We start from the raw sequence: 16535 nt of genomic DNA on the forward strand, positions 1-16535 counted from the left end.
ATATGAAAGGATGCAAATAAATGATTATTAAACCAAGAACACGTGGTTTTATTTGTACCACTTCCCATCCTGTAGGTTGCGCTGCCCAAGTGCAGGAACAGATCGATTATGTGAAATCCCAGCCTGAGCTGAAAGGACCGCGTAATGTACTCGTGATCGGTGCTTCCACCGGATACGGTCTGGCGTCACGCGTCGTTTCTGCTTTTGGAGCGGGAGCGAATACAGTCGGCATTTACCGTCCGAGCAGTTCTACAGAAAAACGTACGGCGTCAGCAGGTTGGTACAACTCCGCTGCATTCGAAAAAGCCGCTGAGGAAGCAGGCCTGAAATCGTACAGCATTACAGGTGATGCATTTGCAAACGAAACACGAGACAAAGCCGTTGAACTGATTCGCAGTGAACTCGGTCAAGTCGATCTGGTTGTATACAGCGTAGCCTCCGCACGCCGTACCGATCCGAACACAGGGGAAGTATTCAACTCTGTGCTGAAGCCAATCGGACAATCCTACACGAACAAAACGGTAAACTTCCACACAGGCGAAATCAGCTCCGTTACTCTTGAGCCGGCAACCGAAGAGGAAATTCGTCAAACGGTAACCGTTATGGGTGGAGACGATTGGGAACTGTGGATGGATGCCCTGCAACAAGGCGGTGTGCTTGCTGACGATGCAACAACGATCGCTTTCTCCTATATCGGTCCTGAACTTACGCATGCCATTTATCGTGATGGTTCCATCGGTCAAGCCAAGAATCATTTGGAAGCAACTGCACATAAGCTGAATGATCGTCTGAGTGCCAAAGGTGGACGTGCTTACGTAACTGTAGCCAAAGCGCTGGTGACTCAATCCAGCTCCGCGATTCCAGTGGTGCCGCTGTACATCTCAGCATTGTACAAAGTCATGAAAGAAAAAGGCTTGCATGAGGGATGCATCGAGCAATTGCATCGTCTGTTCGCTGATCGCCTGTATGCAGGAGGGGAAGTTCCAACCGATGCAGAAGGTCGCATTCGCATTGACGATTGGGAGATGAGAGCTGACGTTCAGGAAGAAGTGGCGAAGCTTTGGAATGAGTTGACCACAGAGAACATCTACGATCTGTCTGATCTGGAAGGTTACCGTCGCGAATTCTTCCAGCTGTTCGGTTTTGAAACCGATGGTGTGGATTATGAAGCAGATGTTGATCCAAACGTTGAAGTGCCTCATCTGGTGAACTAAAGAAGTTTTTGCGTGGACGTGAGCTTAGGTTTTCGTTAGAGCTAACTTGCGGATATCATGTTAAAAATATGATTTTAAAATCAATGAAGGAGGGGCCCTCTGGCTCCTCCTTTTTTGTCCTTTTTAGATCCTCCCCCCTTAACAATTCCAATCTCCCGTATCCATACATTCTTTCGTATATCTCCTAATCAAATCGATTTAAGCAGCTTTTTCAGCTCTTTTGGTACCGTCTTCTCGATAGTAATGGAACGTGCTCCATGCATGGACGCAAAGAATTGAAGTCCCTCCCGAAAATCCGTGATCCATTCCTCCACAGGTGGAGCAGTCTCTTCCATCGATAACAAACGAACGGTAAGTACTCCGGTTTTGCGATCAAGTCGTGGGTCCATACGTCCAATCAACCGATCACCGTGAAGAATAGGCATGGCATAATAACCGTAGGTTCTTTTCACCTCTGGGGTATAAATCTCCCATTTATAATGAAAATCGAATAAATCAACAATACGTTCTCTTCTCCATAATAGGTTGTCCAGCGGTGGCAAGAAACGGACCGGGCCTGATGGATCATAGTGTGGCTCTTCCCTTTCCATGCGCAGCAGCAAATCCTCATCTTCAGCACGTATATAATAAGGCGTCACCACGTCCTCCACCTTAAGCGGGATCATTCGCCCATCTGACACACGGGCAGCAATATCGGCGCGTCGTTCAGCCGCTGTAGATTTCAGCCAACCGAGTCGGGGATCACGGGCATCTACGACACGATACGCATGAATGTATTTATCCAGCAGAGCCTGTCTCTGGGCAAATAAACCGATGTCTTCTTTTATCGTAAGTCCCTGTTGTTGCAATCCGGATTCGGTAATATGAAAATAACGTTCATTCCCCTGCCTCGCCACCACACGAATCACAGCGGAGTCTAACAGTAAATTCAGAGCAAGTGTAGTATCCTTTGTCTTTGGCACATCTGCACTGTCCCAATAACCACTTACCCGCTCAACAGCACGGAAGGCTCTGGAAGGTAAAGGTCCTTCTTCCTTCAAACGTTGTAACACATGCTGCACTGTTTTCTCCAGACCTTGCAGGGACGGAGCCAGACGCTCCCTTAATCGGGCACGCACAGGTTCAAAGAGAGCATAATCCTCGATTGGAATGACACAGGCAGCATTTGCAAAATATTCAAACACCTTGTGATCACTCAGCAGCGTATTTAAGCTGTCAGCAGTATAACCAGGATCACGAGCCCCCAGCACCAAATGCTGGTTTCCAGTTACAGCAGCCACAGGATCGATCTGCACGCAACCGAGGGAGCGAATCAAACTCAAAACTTGGTCCGGTCCTGAAGGTAAGGAAACTGCGGGCCAACGTCCAAGTAAAGCTTGCGTTTGCAGTAAAAAACGCCGAACGATTTTTTTATTCATGTGCAGCGCTGTTGTCATATGTATAGTTTCTTCCCTTCATTAGATATACAAGGATTTATAGTCCAATTCATTAGAATGATTTTAACAGTCCACATGATTACTTTCCAACCAAAGAAAGAATTTTATCGTCTTATCCAGCAATCGGCGCCTCACAGACAAAATAAAAAGAAGCACTACCATCCTGGATGATCTGCTTCTTGTGTTTAACCTTTTGCAATTTTTCCTGCTTTGTAGGCATGAGCCGTACATGCTGGGATAACGCACCATAATCTCCGTTAACTCTTCGGCTCTGTTCCGAGCACCATTGACCTGACCGCTCTGCTTTACGTAATGCTTTTTGTGTTTGTGTACGTGCCATAATGGATCACACACTCCTTTGGTTGATATACACTCAATATATCATGTGCAGCTACGCAAGTGAAGGTGAAGCTTTTTTGTTGAAGCGGATAAATTAGTACAAAAGTTCTTGAAATCAAAAAAGGACGCTATTATTTGCGGCCTTTTTTGATCTTTCATCTTCTTTATTGTTCAACTTTAAACCATGGACCTGCATTTTGTATGACACCCCATAATTTCGCTGGCAACATAAGATCTCTAACGTTAGATGATTTAATCACGTTTTGAATTTCCGATCCTCTTCCTTGTTGAACTTTTTCAATCCACTCTGGATCGGAGATTAATACACGTCCAATTACCGCTAATGAAAGTCCTTTCTCCAAGCTTTCAGAGACATCCTCTGGGCTTTCCAAAGAACCCGCTGCAATTACTGAAATTCGATTATTCGCATGTTCAACAATCAGCTCAAGATACGTTTTTTTGTGATCTTGGTTATATTTTGGTTTTGACGTAAGGGCTTGTACCAAGGAACCATGAACATAATCAACATTTTCTTCAATCAGTTTATCAATCAGTGCGTACGTATCTTTCATTCTAAGGGCATCTTGTTGATGTTCTTCTGGGGAAATTCGGTAACCTAAAATAAAGGGTTTTGTCGAATATCTCTCAATAGCTTTTTTCACCTCTCGAATAACAGCTAGTGGAAAACTCAGACGTTTTTCCAGTGATCCCCCCCATTCGTCTTGACGTTTGTTGAAGAATGGAGATAAAAAGCTTTGAAGTAAAAAACCGTGGGCTCCATGGAGTTCAACACCATCAAAACCAGCTTCAATTGCACGTCTTGTAGCTTCACCGAACGCATGTATAATTTCCAGAATTTCTTCATGTGTGAGTTCTCTAGGGGGTACTGCTTCAGTCAGAGCAACACCGCTCGGACTAACCACGTCACCATTAGGAACTAATTCAGCAATCGCTTTATCTCCAGCATGGAACAATTGAAGAATTGCTGGAGCTCCTCCACTCTTAGCAGCATCTGCCAATTTTTTTAGACTAGGGATAAATGAATCATTATATGCAGCGAATTCATGTGTAAATCCAATACCATTGGGTAGGACATGAGTACAGCCCGTGATAACTAAACCTACACCATTCACTCTTTTTTTATAATATGCAACTTCCTCATCGGAAATCGTGTAATCATCATTGCTTGACCATGTCGTCATCGGAGACATAACCACTCTATTCTTTAATGTAATCCCTTTATTGAATGTAAAAGGTTCAAACAAGTTATTAAATTTACTCATTGTACGTTCTCCTTTATATTTTGATTTCTAAGTGCTTATGTATGGAACAGATGAAGGTAACCCTATCTCATTCATCCCAATCACAAGTTCTACTCAAGAATATCAGGTTAACCTAAGGGGAAGTAAAGTAGGAATTTGACACGCAATTTAAAACGATTTACTTTTAATAATTTTCTATTGTGATAAAATAACAGTTACAGTAACTGTAACTATGGAGGCGATCAGATGTTTTTTTCAATGAAATATGTGGTGGAGAATTATAATATAACTGCAAAGACACTTCGATTTTATGAAGAGCAAGGGATATTACCGAATATTTCGCGCGACGAAAAAGGGAATAGAGTTTATACCGAACAACAAATCGATTGGATTTCTTTTATTCTTTGTCTCAAAGAAACAGGAATGCCGCTTTCTAAAATTAAAAACTACAAGGAATCTTATGAGATGGGGAACTCCACCTATTTAGAAAGAGAGGAAATGTTAAAGAAACATAAAAATGAATTACAAAAGAAAATCGAAGAAAGTTTGAAACATATGGAAGAAATAAATTATAAATTAGCTATGTATGAACTTCAAAAAGATGAGGTTAGGAAAAATCCTAACCACAATTTTAAATGTCACGGCCTTGAGGTGAACATTGTCGATACCAGGGGGGATGAATCAAATATTCGGAATACTACAACTAACAGATGAACAAACAAGAGCTCGAAATACCTATCCAGAAAAATAACCAGTCGCCTGTATCTACCTAGCGATTGGTTATAATCGTTTTAAAATCTGCATTTGTCCCAGTCATCCGTTTTTTTGAGGGAGTCTCCACAGTTTAAAACGTTAATCCTGACTACATTACTACTTTTGATTATATTTAAAAAAATCTACGTTAGAGCACAGTAATACAAAGCAACCTAGCGGGATTGCCGCTTTCGCCGGGACTGCCACGTCTCGATTGGTTCGTGATCATCTTCTTCGATCAGTTCCAGTGCTTCTTCCACTCTTCTGGCTTTGAATAACAGAATTAATTCCATCAGGTCTTCCCGGTCCAGCAGCTTCACTCCATTAACTGCTGCAAGCGTCCGACAGGCTTCGGTGTAACGAGATGACGTTAATACAATGGAACGGTCGGCTTCATAATAACGCATCGATGTATATATCTCCTGCACTGCACTCAATCCTACCGGATGGTTCGCACCATATCTCTTCGCTTGTATCACACTTCGTCTGCCTAGCCTATCAACAAACACCAGATCTGCCCCAAAATCCCGGCTGCTCGTTGTCTTATGCACCTCATCGTACCCGAGCTCTTCGAATAAATGATAGAGATATAATTCAAATTCCGAACCATCCTCCATCTTGTCGATGTCCTTTATTGTGATCTTACGAGGATTGGCTTCACTTCGTATCCGTTGTCCGCGCCCGATAACACGCCGAATAATCCAGGCCAGCAGTAGTAATATGACAATAATTCCTATGACCCATAGGGTCACATTTTCACTCCAGTTCATAGCTGTTCTCCTTGTTCATTTCCTATGTTCTATCCAACGTCTTACGCAGATATGGCTTGTCACCGCACTAAATATATCAGACTTCCACCTTCATCGAAAGAAGATGAATTCCCTGTAACCGCAACACTTCTTCAAACATGGTTATTTCGAGAAACCAATGATAAAAGGTTACAGTGTGTTCGGTTGAATTCCACTTCACTTCAATGGTAAAATTCAACAATCGGTTCTATTTGAACCGAAGAAGAAAGGTGGTTTATCACTTGCATACATTGACCAAACACAAGTCCAAAACATTGGCTGCCCTCATTTTTAGCGGCATGCTCCTCTTCACCATGAATACAACAGGTTACGCCGCTGCTTCAACCGAATCCATGCCCGAACCGGCTTGGACGTCATCTTCCCTGATGTTATCTGAAGCTAATACAGAGAAAGATGTTCTGATTAAGGGAATCCATGCCGTGCCATCCAAAAATCTTGTATATGTACATGCCTCCCAGCCCGTGACCAAAACAAGCAGCAAAACAACACTCGACTGGCAACTGGACTCTCTCCAAGCATTCGATGCTACAACTGGACAATTGAAGTGGAATACGATATTCCATGAGAAAAGTGGTCCTTATACCACCTACTCCGATTCGGTATATGCCAGCAACGGTACAGCTTATGTGTATATGGAATATTCGGACAAAACCAAAAAATTGTACTCATTCAATACATCCGGTAAAACCAACTGGGTCAAAACGGTGAATTCACCTGCAAGCATATCCCTATTGGATAACGATACGCTGATGGTTGCTTCAAGTCAGGGCGTGCAATCGAATGGTTCGGTTCGCTCCAACATCTCGTTATATGACAAAAAGGGCAAGCTGATTACCGAAAAGACCATCAACGGCAACGTGCTTAAGGCTGACCATGGTCGAATTGTAGTGGATGCCAGTAAACAAACCAAGGTAGGCAACTTCTGGCAGCAAGCTGCGAATCCCAAAGTGGAGATCTATGATCGTACGTTGAATCGTCTGTCCTTCTACCAATTCCCTGCCAATGCAAATACATTAGGAGATGGCGGCGGTGAATCCCTGGCCATTCTGGACGATGGTTCCATCATTATGCGCGCCAATTTTGAGAACACAGGTAACCGACTGATGGGCTTTGGCATCGATGGCAAGCTTGCTTGGGGACGTGCCATTGCTGGTGATGCCTACATTCAGACAGCTGGCAACGGTTATACAGTCTTTACAGGGCAGAAGCTGGAATTGTACACGATGAAAGGTAAAGTGACCGAGCGTACATTCAAAGACGCACAGCCTGCATTGATGCATGTCGACCAGACACAGGATGGTCAGTATCAGCTTGATTTTTCCAAAACAGGATACATTCTTGATCCTCAGACGCTGGAAGACGTGCACATCTACACGACCAGTGCCTCAGTTCCTTCATTAGAAGGTGTCTCAACCTATGTCGATGATGTCATCTATTCCATGAACAATGAGACATTGTCCAAATATGTACTGAAGTCCAATTCTGCAAAATAACAAAAGAGTCTTTCCGGCTCTTTATCGTATACCAATGAACCGAACTAAATACTCGATCTAATAATAAGCCGGGAGAGTTCCATAAGGAGCTCTCCCGGCTTATTCATTGGCAGGATAGAATCATCCTATTTCCAATTCTCGTCTATAAATTCGTCCCGTCCGGATAACGCACGGTCTTCCTTATAATGTTTTTCGTTTTTCTTGTGGTAATCCTGATGATAGTCTTCAGCCGGATAGAATACAGCTGCATCGCGAATTTCCGTAACAATCGGTTGACTGAATCGTCCGCTGGCTGCAAGTTCCTGTTTGGACTGTTCAGCAAGCTCACGTTGACGTTCATTATGCACAAAGATTGCCGTACGATACTGTGTCCCCCGATCCTGGAACTGGCCTCCGTCATCCGTGGGATCAATCTGCGGCCAGTATAGCTCCAGCAGTCGTTCATAAGGAAATACATCTGGATCAAATGTAATTTCAACCACTTCGACATGACCGGTCTCCCCGGTTTTGACCTGCTCATATGTTGGATTGTCGACGTGACCGCCGGCATAACCCGATATAATGCCATGAATGCCCGGTTGTTCTTCAAACGGTGTAACCATACACCAGAAACATCCGCCGGCGAATGTAGCTTTTTCCATTCCGTTCATCCCCTCTTATCTAAACTACCTTTTACACTTACCACTCCGATGACAGAACAACCTTCTGATCTCTGTTATCCCCAGATTTTTTATATTTGGCTTTACAAGGAGAAAATCTGGTGATAAAGGCGAGTGTATGCTTTCGAAGCAGCTTTCTTGCAGAAAGCTTTTAGCTCCACTTCTTCAGGTTATTTCTGTCCTCTACGTTCTCGTGTAAATGTTTAGTCCATTTTATATAGATAGCTTAATACGCATATCTTTATATATTTTAAAACAACAAGAGGTTGATTGAAAGCCATCGTTATGGCTCTCAATCAACCTCTTCATTGATAATGCATTTGGCTGACAACTTATTCAAGAAATTATCTTGAAATGGTTACCCGCGACTACGTCCCATCGAACGGAAGATCAAGCTTACGATGGCTACAAGAACGATCGCACCAATCAATGCAGGTACAATGTGGAATCCGCCCATCTCAGGACCCATATCGCCCAAGATTACTCCACCTAACCATCCACCGATGAAACCAGCAATGATGTTACCAATAACACCACCTGGAATGTCACGACCAACGATCAAACCTGCCAACCATCCAATGATACCACCGATAATTAATGACCATAACCAACCCATATCATTCACCTCTAATTAAAGTTTTTGTTGTTGTCTGTCTACTATTAACCGCTACAGAAGCATTTAAACAATTGGCATAAAAATTTTTGCATATTACCTTTTGTCCCCATGCATCTTCCTCTGCAAAACAAGCCTTAGTCAGGTATGGAACAGATCGCGTTACTTTCCGGCATCTCACCAGCTCAGGGCTGCGTTATGTACCTCCCGAAAGTCATTGTATGTTAGAGCAGACAAGGTTAGTATCACCAATTGAGGTAGGATTATTTATAAAATTGCGTCATATTATAGGATGGATGGGTTAGATCTGATCAATAAAAGCCTGCACGGCCCTTACCTGGCTGCGCCAGCCAAGTATGTTTATGGCTCTTATCCAGCTCGCCACGCATCGACTGAATGACTTTTACAATGTCTGTCTGTCCATTCTGATGCCATTCGAGCGCAACGCTCACATACAACTCACCCAGCTGCGCAAGAGAAAACGTGTCGGTCAGACGAGCAGCTTCAATTGTTCCTTCTTCACCCGCAAATACGGTGAAGCCTCGTTGGCGCAAGTATTGCAGGCGCAGCGCTTCATCTGGCAGCGGAATTTCGTAAGCTCGGTCAAACCGTCCAGCACGGTTCATGAGGCCCGGATCTATTTTCTCCGGATAATTCGTTGTCCCGATCAGGAAGATGCCTTCTTTGGACGTAGCTCCATCCAGTGTATTCAAGAAAAAGGAACGGACTTCATCCGGCATCGAATCGATGTCCTCAATGATCAGTACCATCGGTGCCAACCGCTTGGCAGCCTCGAACACTTCACGCACCGATTCACTGTTGGTATACTCTGTAATCTGCCAATACGCAGCCGGGCCCGGGATACTTCCAGCAATGGATTTTACCAACGTGGTCTTACCATTCCCTGGATGCCCATACAATAAAATGCCCCGTTTGTACGGGATATCATAATCTCGGTAAAAAGAACGATCCGCTTCGAAAAACTGATCCAGCGAGCGGAAAATATCCTGCTTGATCTGTGCCGAGAGAACAACATCCTCTCTTCCCACGGAACGAGTGATGGATTCCACATGGCGATCGCTACCATTCCGGGCATCGGTGTAGACCGTTACTTTTTTCATATTTTGCTGACGTTCCCGTTCCCGGACACTTCCCAGAAATTGCTTCATCTCCTCATCACCGACGGCAAAGACAAAGTCTTCACTGTAGATCCCGTTCTCTCGGAAAAACGGAACCCGCACAAGTGCTACGCCCCATTTCGGATAAGCAAATACGTTATTGCGAATGGAGTAATGCACACCATAAGTGGGTACATCTCCATCATCGTCGTAATGCAACGTCTGAAGCTCCAAATCCTCGAATATGCGGGCTACCAATTCCACTTCGTCACTGCCATTTTGCAAGTCTTCCCGGAGTAACTCCCAGTATTCATTGTTCGGGTCAGAACTGGCATAAAGCTTGTACTCAACTCCATAGCGCTGGAGGAGCGCCTCACTGATTCCACGAATCAGCCTTGAATAGATGGCGTACCCTTCCACTCGAATTCGGGTATCATGTTGTTCGTCATAGGTATAGATCGCCTGGGTTGGATCTGTTTGTTTTTCGTTTATTGTCATTATTTCGCTCCCTTTACCGCTACAAGCGGTTTGCATTTGGCTACAACTTGAGCCAGGCCTGCGCCGGTAACACTGTCTATAATTTCATCTACATTTTTATAAGCCTGAGGTGATTCATCAATAATGGATTCAAGTGAGCGTTGGTTTACCACGATCTCATCTTCTGTACCCACACCCAGTGCCGTTGCAAAATCTTCCACGCTAATCAATCGTTTCGTTGCCGTCCGTGAACGGATGCGACCCGCACCGTGACATATTGAATAATAATTATCAGCCCCCTGCGGCTGACCTACCATGATATATGAAGCAGTTCCCATGGAACCGGGAATAAGCGCCGGATGTCCTGTTGCCAGATAAGGCTTTGGATTGTCCGGGTGACCTGCCGGCAACGCACGTGTTGCCCCTTTGCGATGCACAAAAACGGAGCCTTGGTCTACATGAGATTCCTCCCAGGCATAGTTGTGCATCAGATCGTATAACGTACGAAATTCACATTTGGAGCCAAACACATCCCGGAATGCTTCGCGAATAGCATACGCAATCAGATGACGATTGACAACAGCGTAATTTAATGCAGAATACATCATGTTCACATAATGACGACCTTCCGCATGCTCCAGTGGAGCAAATACCAGTCTGGGATCGGATGTACCCAGGTTAAGCCGCTGCATGACTTTGGCAATCGCTGACGAACTCGTCTGACTTACATAACCACCCCATGCACGAGAGCCGGAATGAATCATGACCACGACTTGTCCATCATACAATCCCCAAGCTTCGGCGATTTCACGATTCTCTTCAGCGATCTCAATCGCCTGGATCTCGGCAAAATGATTTCCCCCACCCAGTGTTCCAAGCTGACGATGCGAACGATGCCACGTCATATCAGGAACGTGGTTTAACACATCCTCATCGTAACTGAACTTGCTGCTTTCCACATGTGTCATCGAGGTTGATTTTTTCGGTGTATAGCTGTCCGGAATATACTTTTTGGGTAAACCATGCAGCCCTTTACGAACAATATGCTCCAGTCTTATATCCGAGTAATGACCTCGCTGGTTTGCCTCCATCGGCAATACTTTCTCAATGGCCTTGACGAGTTTACGGCGGAGCTTGATGTCTTTCAATTCGTCCTTGTGCAAGTTTGTCATATGCACTCGCATGCCACAGCCAATGTCACTGCCAACAATGGAAGGAGAAACGTATCCGCTCTGCGCATCCCACACGGCTGTCGTTCCAATGCACGTACCTACACCGACGTGTACGTCTGGCGTGTAACTCATGTAAGAGATTCCCGGAATCTGCAGATTATTGTTTGCCATCTCGAATACCTTGTAATCGAGCGAGGAGAAGAGCTGTTGCGCCGCATATACGGTTAGGTCGCCTGCAGGCAATTTTACTTCATGCCGGTAGCCACCTGCGATTTCATTTGGATTAGTAAATAAATTAAATTCTGTATTCATAAAAGTGTATTATTCCTTCCTGTACGTTCAGCAAATTCGGTTTGCTGATTCATCTGTAAAATAAAACTAAAAAAAGCCATAGGCTAATCGCCCATGACTTCTACTGAATGACAATAACGGAGAACAGAGCAGCATAAACATGCTGTGTGTCTGTCATCCATCGCTATAATATAAGCGAAGAACGCATATCGATTATAAAAACCGCTAAACGATATGCCTATCCCCTATGTCGACCGTATGAGGCCAATGAAACGATGAGCCGGATATGCTATTGTGTCTACGTTGCGCCCTGTTTGAATCAAATCATAACCAAGCATCATGTCTCTCGGCCTCCCTTCGTTAATGTTAGTCTTATATTAAAGGGACTAGAATTCATGTGTCAACCCTTTTCTTGGAAATTGGACCATGTTGCATATTGCATATGTAAACAAAAACAGGAGATTGTCCTAGGACAATCTCCTGTTTTCCAGTTAATAATGATGTTGTTAGCGTAACATGATTATTACAGTCCTGCTTGTTTTTCCAACTCATCAACCGGATTTTCGTCTTCTTTTTCAGGAACTTTGGAAGACAGGAACCAGCCACATACCGCAATGGTGATCAGTACAATATAGAATCCGAATTTCCAAATTTTATTTTCCGGGAAATGCTCATCCAGAACACCCAATGAAGGGTGTGCGAGTGTAATAACTGCCAGCTTAACCCCTACCCAACCTACGATTACAAATGCCGCAACTTCAAGTCCTGGACGGGAATGAAGCAATTTCACAAAGTATGAGGCTGCAAAACGCATAATCACAAGCCCGATGAATCCACCGAGGAAGATAACGATAAACTGTCCTCCGTCGAGTCCGCCAATTGCAGGCAATCCACTTGGTGGCAACGCCACGGCCAAAGCAACAGCAGCCAGAATGGAATCAACTGCAAATGCGATATCCGCTACTTCGACCTTGAAAACGGTCATCCAGAAACCGGATTGTTTTTTCGGTTTCTTAGGCGTTGAATCAGCTGCTTCATCTGTCTTATTGCGACTACCCAGTATCTTTTTAACGATGTGGTTAATGGAAATATACAGGAGATACAGGGCACCGATCGCTTGCACCTGCCATACATCGACGAGGAAAGAGATCAGGAACAACGAACCTAAACGGAAAACAAATGCACCCATCAAACCATAGAACAACGCTTTTTTGCGCTTATCTTCAGGCAAGTGTTTAACCATGATTGCGAGTACCAATGCATTATCTGCTGCGAGTAATCCTTCAAGGACCACTAAGACAGCAAGCACCCACCCATATTCTAATAATAATGAAACATCCAACATTGACTCCTCCTTAATATTCTTATGATGTACAAAAAAAAGGACCTTTACCATCACTGGTAAGGTCCTTTTATATCCACAAAAAGAGACCTTTACCGAGCATGAAAACTTGGTAAAGGTCTCGCTAACAACAAAATTGCTGCCAATAAAGCCGGGGATATAATCCCGAATTGACGACTTTACTGTAAAAGCTACTCCCCTTTAACAGGAATATGTAGTTTTAGTTGGAACGGGTTGTTTAACCTGTACTCATCATATTTCATAACGTTAAATAAAGTCAAGCTTTATTTCGTTGACGATACAGCTTACGGAATACGACAACATCGTAGATCATATTCCCCAGTGGAATGAAAGAAACAAAGAACAGAGCAATCGGACGGCGCAGACGCCACTTCTGTGAGGTGTACATACTCACCATAAATAACAAATACATTAAAAACAAAAAACCGTACAAATTTCCAAACCACGTGACAGCCTGCGGCATAACCCCGGCATCTCTCAACGGAAAAGCAACAAACAGTAGCAACACGTACGAAATGCCCTGCAACCACAACATCAGCCGGAAGCGACCCAGCGTAGAATGTAACATTATTTTCCTCCTGCTTTTATACATGTAACGAATTCAATTGTTCTAGTACAGTATATCACAAAAGCTGAATATCTCGCTTAATGCCATGCAGCAGATTATTCCTGCACACTTATATGGGTGGTTCATCTACCATTTCGCAGGAGCCAAATGCTTTAACTTCTCATAAGATATATGACGAAGATTGTTACAGATGTCGGACAAGGAGGAGCCGGATCATGAAAATAGCTATGGTTGCACCCGAGAAATTGCCTTTGCCCGGTAATGGTTCCGTGGAAATCTGTATCCTGGGCATCGCTCGTGAACTAGCCCATCGCCATCAGGTAACCATTATAAGTCGTCAAATGCAAGGTCTCGCCGCCACAGAACAGATCGATGGGATCACCATTCAACGTGTCCCTGCGTCGAGTCCTGTCATGTACACCAAAGCAGTCATACGTTTGTTATCCCAACAACCCTATGATGTAATTCAAGTGGATAACAGGCCACGAAGTATGGCGACCATCAAACGAGCTTTTCCACGCACCCCTGTTGTACTCTATCTTCACTCATTAACGTTTGCTCAGCCCGGACCTTCCAAACTCACATTAATGAAAAAAGCTGATTGGATTGCCGTCAACAGTCATTCCCTGCGACAAAGGTTAGGCCGCAGATTTCCGTTGGTAAAACACCGGATGAGTGTTGTTCCACTGGGTGCAGATCTAAGCCGCTTCAGGCCTGTTGAATCCAGCGAAGAACAGATTCATCTGCGTACACAATTTGGAGTAACTAAACCTTTCTCTATTCTGTATGTCGGCAGGCTGATCCCTGGAAAAGGTGTAGACGTATTAATTCGTGCAACTGCTCTCCTTCAGCAAAAGATGCCTGTTCAACTGGTTGTTGCAGGCAAAGGACCTCCGTATTACATGCGTAAACTTCGCGAACTTGCCCAAAAACAAAAAGTCCATGTTTCCTTCCGTGGTCAGATAAACCATGAGCATATCGATCAATTGTATCGGGCAGTCGATTGTCTGGTCTGTCCGTCTCAAGAACATGAAGCTTTTGGCCTGGTTAATGTTGAGGCGATGGCTTCAGGATTACCCGTCATTGCTTCGGATAACGGAGGTATTCGTGAGATTATTGAATCAGGTATCAATGGATACCTTGTCACCGCTTATAAGCGTCCCCAACGTTTCACCTCCTACCTATACAAACTTGCAAGCAACCCCACTTTTGCCGAGATGTTAGGGAAGGCTGGCCGAGACAGCGCAAGGGCACACTTCAGTTGGGCAAGAACAGCCATGCATCTGGAAGCGACCTATACCAGGCTCATCCGTAAATGAGCCTTCCTTCTGTTAGGATGATCAAGCTTTTTCACGAAATTGCCATCCCTTAATCAAAGAATCCATCTGCGGAACAGGAATGTGACTCATCTCAATTAACTCCATAATAACCATATCTCTCATCATGAATCGTACTTTGGCACACGTGAGTTGATGAAATACATCGTAGAATGCCGTCCCGGTCCAACATCCATGAGGTACGACAAGTGGATCATTAACGATATAACCTACGGCTCCGATCGGGGGAATAACAACCTTAATCGCTTGATGATCCAAACGATTATCTGGATCTTTGACGAGATACACGGTATCCCCCACTTGTAAAACCTGTACTCCATGGTAGTGGTCCATCCCATACATAGCTGCGAATAATTTGGTGCTCATATTACCTGCTCCCTTTTCCTGTATTTATCCATGATTAAAATTTTAAAGATATATCGTTTTCATAACGTTCCAACCACTCGACAAGTTGCCTGCGTATCTCTCTACGAAACTCACGAGGTTCAAGTACCTCTGCCTCGGGCCCAAATTGATACAACCATTTCAAAAATTCTCTGCTGCTATTCAGTGTCACTTCAAATAACAATCCCCCATCCGACATATTCGTCATTCGCGGGCGAACAAACATTTCTTCTTCTTTTATGTAGGGGGCCACTTTCTCAGAGAATCTTACCTTGAAATGGATATTTTCGTCGCCAGGGTCAATAGACCATGTGTTCTTCATGTACTGTGTTATGTTGAAATCACCCTTGTCGAAACCGGCATTTGTTCGTGTCACATCCAAAAAACGGCTAATTCGAAACAATCGAACTTTTTGCAGCAAATGGCAGTATCCGATCAAATAAAAACGTTGATCACGTGGAATGAGATAATAGGGATCGATATCCCGGACTGTGATCTCATTTCTTGTCAGCGTATGATATTGAGTACGAATGGTTTGCTGGCTTAGAATAGATTCAATAATGGGAATCAGCAAATTAGGGTCTTTTCCTTCCTCGCGATAAGCTGGCGTGCCCATCCGAATAATTCCCGCAATATTCTCTACAATGTCACTGTTTCTTGATTTTAATTTGGTATGAGCCGACATGACCTTGTCAAACGCTGAATCAAACTCAGCAGGTAACTTGGAGGTATCAACTACGGACGGAAGCATGGAGAAGACCATCGCTTCCTGTTCAGTAAAATCTAATGGATACATCGCAAACTCACCAATAAATCGGTAACCCTTGCCGTATCCTTCATTCATAATCGGGGCGACCCTATCCAAAATCCGGAGATCACGATAAATCGTGCGTACAGTCGTACCGCATTTCAGCGCCAACTCCTTGGCCGAAATTCCAGGATTTGCTTGTATAGCCTGAAGTATACGCAGCAGACGAATTAATTTCTCTGTCATGTAGTTTCTCCCCTTCGATATTTTATCGGCAAGGAAAACTAGTTCCTTTAGTACAGAACTAAATCTTTAGTCCCAATATCATTTTCGCAATTTCACCATTTTTGTATAGTCCAATTGCACTCTTACCCCCTTTTAATATACATTCTCTTACTTGCTTGCGTAAAACATTAACCCAAAAGCCCTTAAACCTAAGCCTGAAAGCCTATACAATTTTCTAAAAATAATACAAAAAAAGCCCTGATCTCTACAAAGA

At 44.0% G+C, this 16535-nt stretch carries 16 protein-coding genes; 4 read left to right on the forward strand and 12 right to left on the reverse strand.

The window, feature by feature from the left end; all coding sequences use genetic code 11:
* Window positions 1-20: 20 nt before the first annotated feature.
* The gene (gene fabV / locus QNO02_RS23100) at window positions 21-1214 is read left to right on the forward strand and encodes an enoyl-ACP reductase FabV (protein ID WP_249911927.1); all 1194 of its coding nucleotides are present in this window, start codon (window positions 21-23) and stop codon (window positions 1212-1214) included.
* Window positions 1215-1402: 188 nt separating this feature from the next.
* Here the strand turns inward: fabV and QNO02_RS23105 are convergent, their stop codons facing one another.
* The 3 genes from QNO02_RS23105 to QNO02_RS23115 form a co-directional block, all read right to left on the reverse strand.
* A complete protein-coding gene (locus tag QNO02_RS23105; protein ID WP_289390156.1) occupies window positions 1403-2650 on the reverse strand; it encodes a DNA glycosylase AlkZ-like family protein in 1248 nt (415 codons plus the stop codon).
* Window positions 2651-2762: 112 nt separating this feature from the next.
* A complete protein-coding gene (brfA, locus tag QNO02_RS23110) occupies window positions 2763-2990 on the reverse strand; it encodes a ribosome rescue factor BrfA (RefSeq protein WP_133385842.1) in 228 nt (75 codons plus the stop codon).
* Between the two features lie 163 nt (window positions 2991-3153).
* The gene (locus QNO02_RS23115; protein WP_289390158.1) at window positions 3154-4272 is read right to left on the reverse strand and encodes an NADH-dependent flavin oxidoreductase; all 1119 of its coding nucleotides are present in this window, start codon (window positions 4270-4272) and stop codon (window positions 3154-3156) included.
* Window positions 4273-4497: 225 nt separating this feature from the next.
* On the opposite strand from QNO02_RS23115, the gene QNO02_RS23120 reads away from it, so the two are divergent.
* The gene (locus tag QNO02_RS23120; RefSeq protein ID WP_249911923.1) at window positions 4498-4965 is read left to right on the forward strand and encodes a MerR family transcriptional regulator; all 468 of its coding nucleotides are present in this window, start codon (window positions 4498-4500) and stop codon (window positions 4963-4965) included.
* Window positions 4966-5177: 212 nt separating this feature from the next.
* Here QNO02_RS23120 and QNO02_RS23125 read toward each other — a convergent pair whose 3' ends face one another.
* Window positions 5178-5774: a restriction endonuclease gene (locus QNO02_RS23125; RefSeq protein WP_249911922.1), complete on the reverse strand. Its 597-nt coding sequence runs from the start codon at window positions 5772-5774 to the stop codon at window positions 5178-5180.
* Between the two features lie 260 nt (window positions 5775-6034).
* On the opposite strand from QNO02_RS23125, the gene QNO02_RS23130 reads away from it, so the two are divergent.
* Entirely contained in the window at window positions 6035-7306 is a 1272-nt protein-coding gene (locus QNO02_RS23130; protein ID WP_289390160.1) for a PQQ-binding-like beta-propeller repeat protein, read from the forward strand.
* Window positions 7307-7431: 125 nt separating this feature from the next.
* Here the strand turns inward: QNO02_RS23130 and msrA are convergent, their stop codons facing one another.
* The 6 genes from msrA to QNO02_RS23160 form a co-directional block, all read right to left on the reverse strand.
* Window positions 7432-7947, reverse strand: a complete 516-nt coding sequence (msrA, locus tag QNO02_RS23135; RefSeq protein WP_133385848.1) for a peptide-methionine (S)-S-oxide reductase MsrA — start codon at window positions 7945-7947, stop codon at window positions 7432-7434.
* A 376-nt stretch (window positions 7948-8323) separates the two neighbouring features.
* Window positions 8324-8581, reverse strand: coding sequence for a GlsB/YeaQ/YmgE family stress response membrane protein (locus QNO02_RS23140; protein WP_062835823.1), 258 nt, complete (start codon window positions 8579-8581; stop codon window positions 8324-8326).
* Between the two features lie 308 nt (window positions 8582-8889).
* Window positions 8890-10194: an ATP-binding protein gene (locus tag QNO02_RS23145; RefSeq protein WP_133385849.1), complete on the reverse strand. Its 1305-nt coding sequence runs from the start codon at window positions 10192-10194 to the stop codon at window positions 8890-8892.
* Window positions 10194-11657 carry an RtcB family protein gene (locus QNO02_RS23150; RefSeq protein WP_289390163.1) on the reverse strand — a complete coding sequence of 488 codons (1464 nt, stop codon included), beginning with the start codon at window positions 11655-11657 and terminating at the stop codon, window positions 10194-10196. Before QNO02_RS23150 ends, QNO02_RS23145 begins: the two co-directional genes overlap by 1 nt.
* Before the next feature lie 502 nt (window positions 11658-12159).
* Window positions 12160-12978, reverse strand: a complete 819-nt coding sequence (locus QNO02_RS23155; RefSeq protein WP_133385850.1) for a TerC family protein — start codon at window positions 12976-12978, stop codon at window positions 12160-12162.
* Window positions 12979-13255: 277 nt separating this feature from the next.
* The gene (locus QNO02_RS23160) at window positions 13256-13567 is read right to left on the reverse strand and encodes a DUF3817 domain-containing protein (RefSeq protein ID WP_176872519.1); all 312 of its coding nucleotides are present in this window, start codon (window positions 13565-13567) and stop codon (window positions 13256-13258) included.
* Window positions 13568-13782: 215 nt separating this feature from the next.
* Between QNO02_RS23160 and QNO02_RS23165 the strand changes: the two genes are divergently transcribed.
* Window positions 13783-14886 (forward strand): glycosyltransferase family 4 protein, encoded by a 1104-nt coding sequence (locus QNO02_RS23165; protein WP_133385852.1) that lies wholly within the window; start codon window positions 13783-13785, stop codon window positions 14884-14886.
* A 21-nt stretch (window positions 14887-14907) separates the two neighbouring features.
* Here QNO02_RS23165 and QNO02_RS23170 read toward each other — a convergent pair whose 3' ends face one another.
* Both QNO02_RS23170 and QNO02_RS23175 read right to left on the reverse strand, forming a co-directional pair.
* Complete coding sequence (locus tag QNO02_RS23170; RefSeq protein ID WP_289390164.1) at window positions 14908-15270, reverse strand: HIRAN domain-containing protein; 363 nt, start codon at window positions 15268-15270, stop codon at window positions 14908-14910.
* A gap of 34 nt (window positions 15271-15304) precedes the next feature.
* The gene (locus QNO02_RS23175; protein ID WP_289390165.1) at window positions 15305-16282 is read right to left on the reverse strand and encodes a helix-turn-helix transcriptional regulator; all 978 of its coding nucleotides are present in this window, start codon (window positions 16280-16282) and stop codon (window positions 15305-15307) included.
* Window positions 16283-16535 lie beyond the last annotated feature (253 nt).

This window comes from Paenibacillus sp. PK1-4R (assembly GCF_030369595.1).
Classification (GTDB): Bacteria; Bacillota; Bacilli; order Paenibacillales; family Paenibacillaceae; genus Paenibacillus.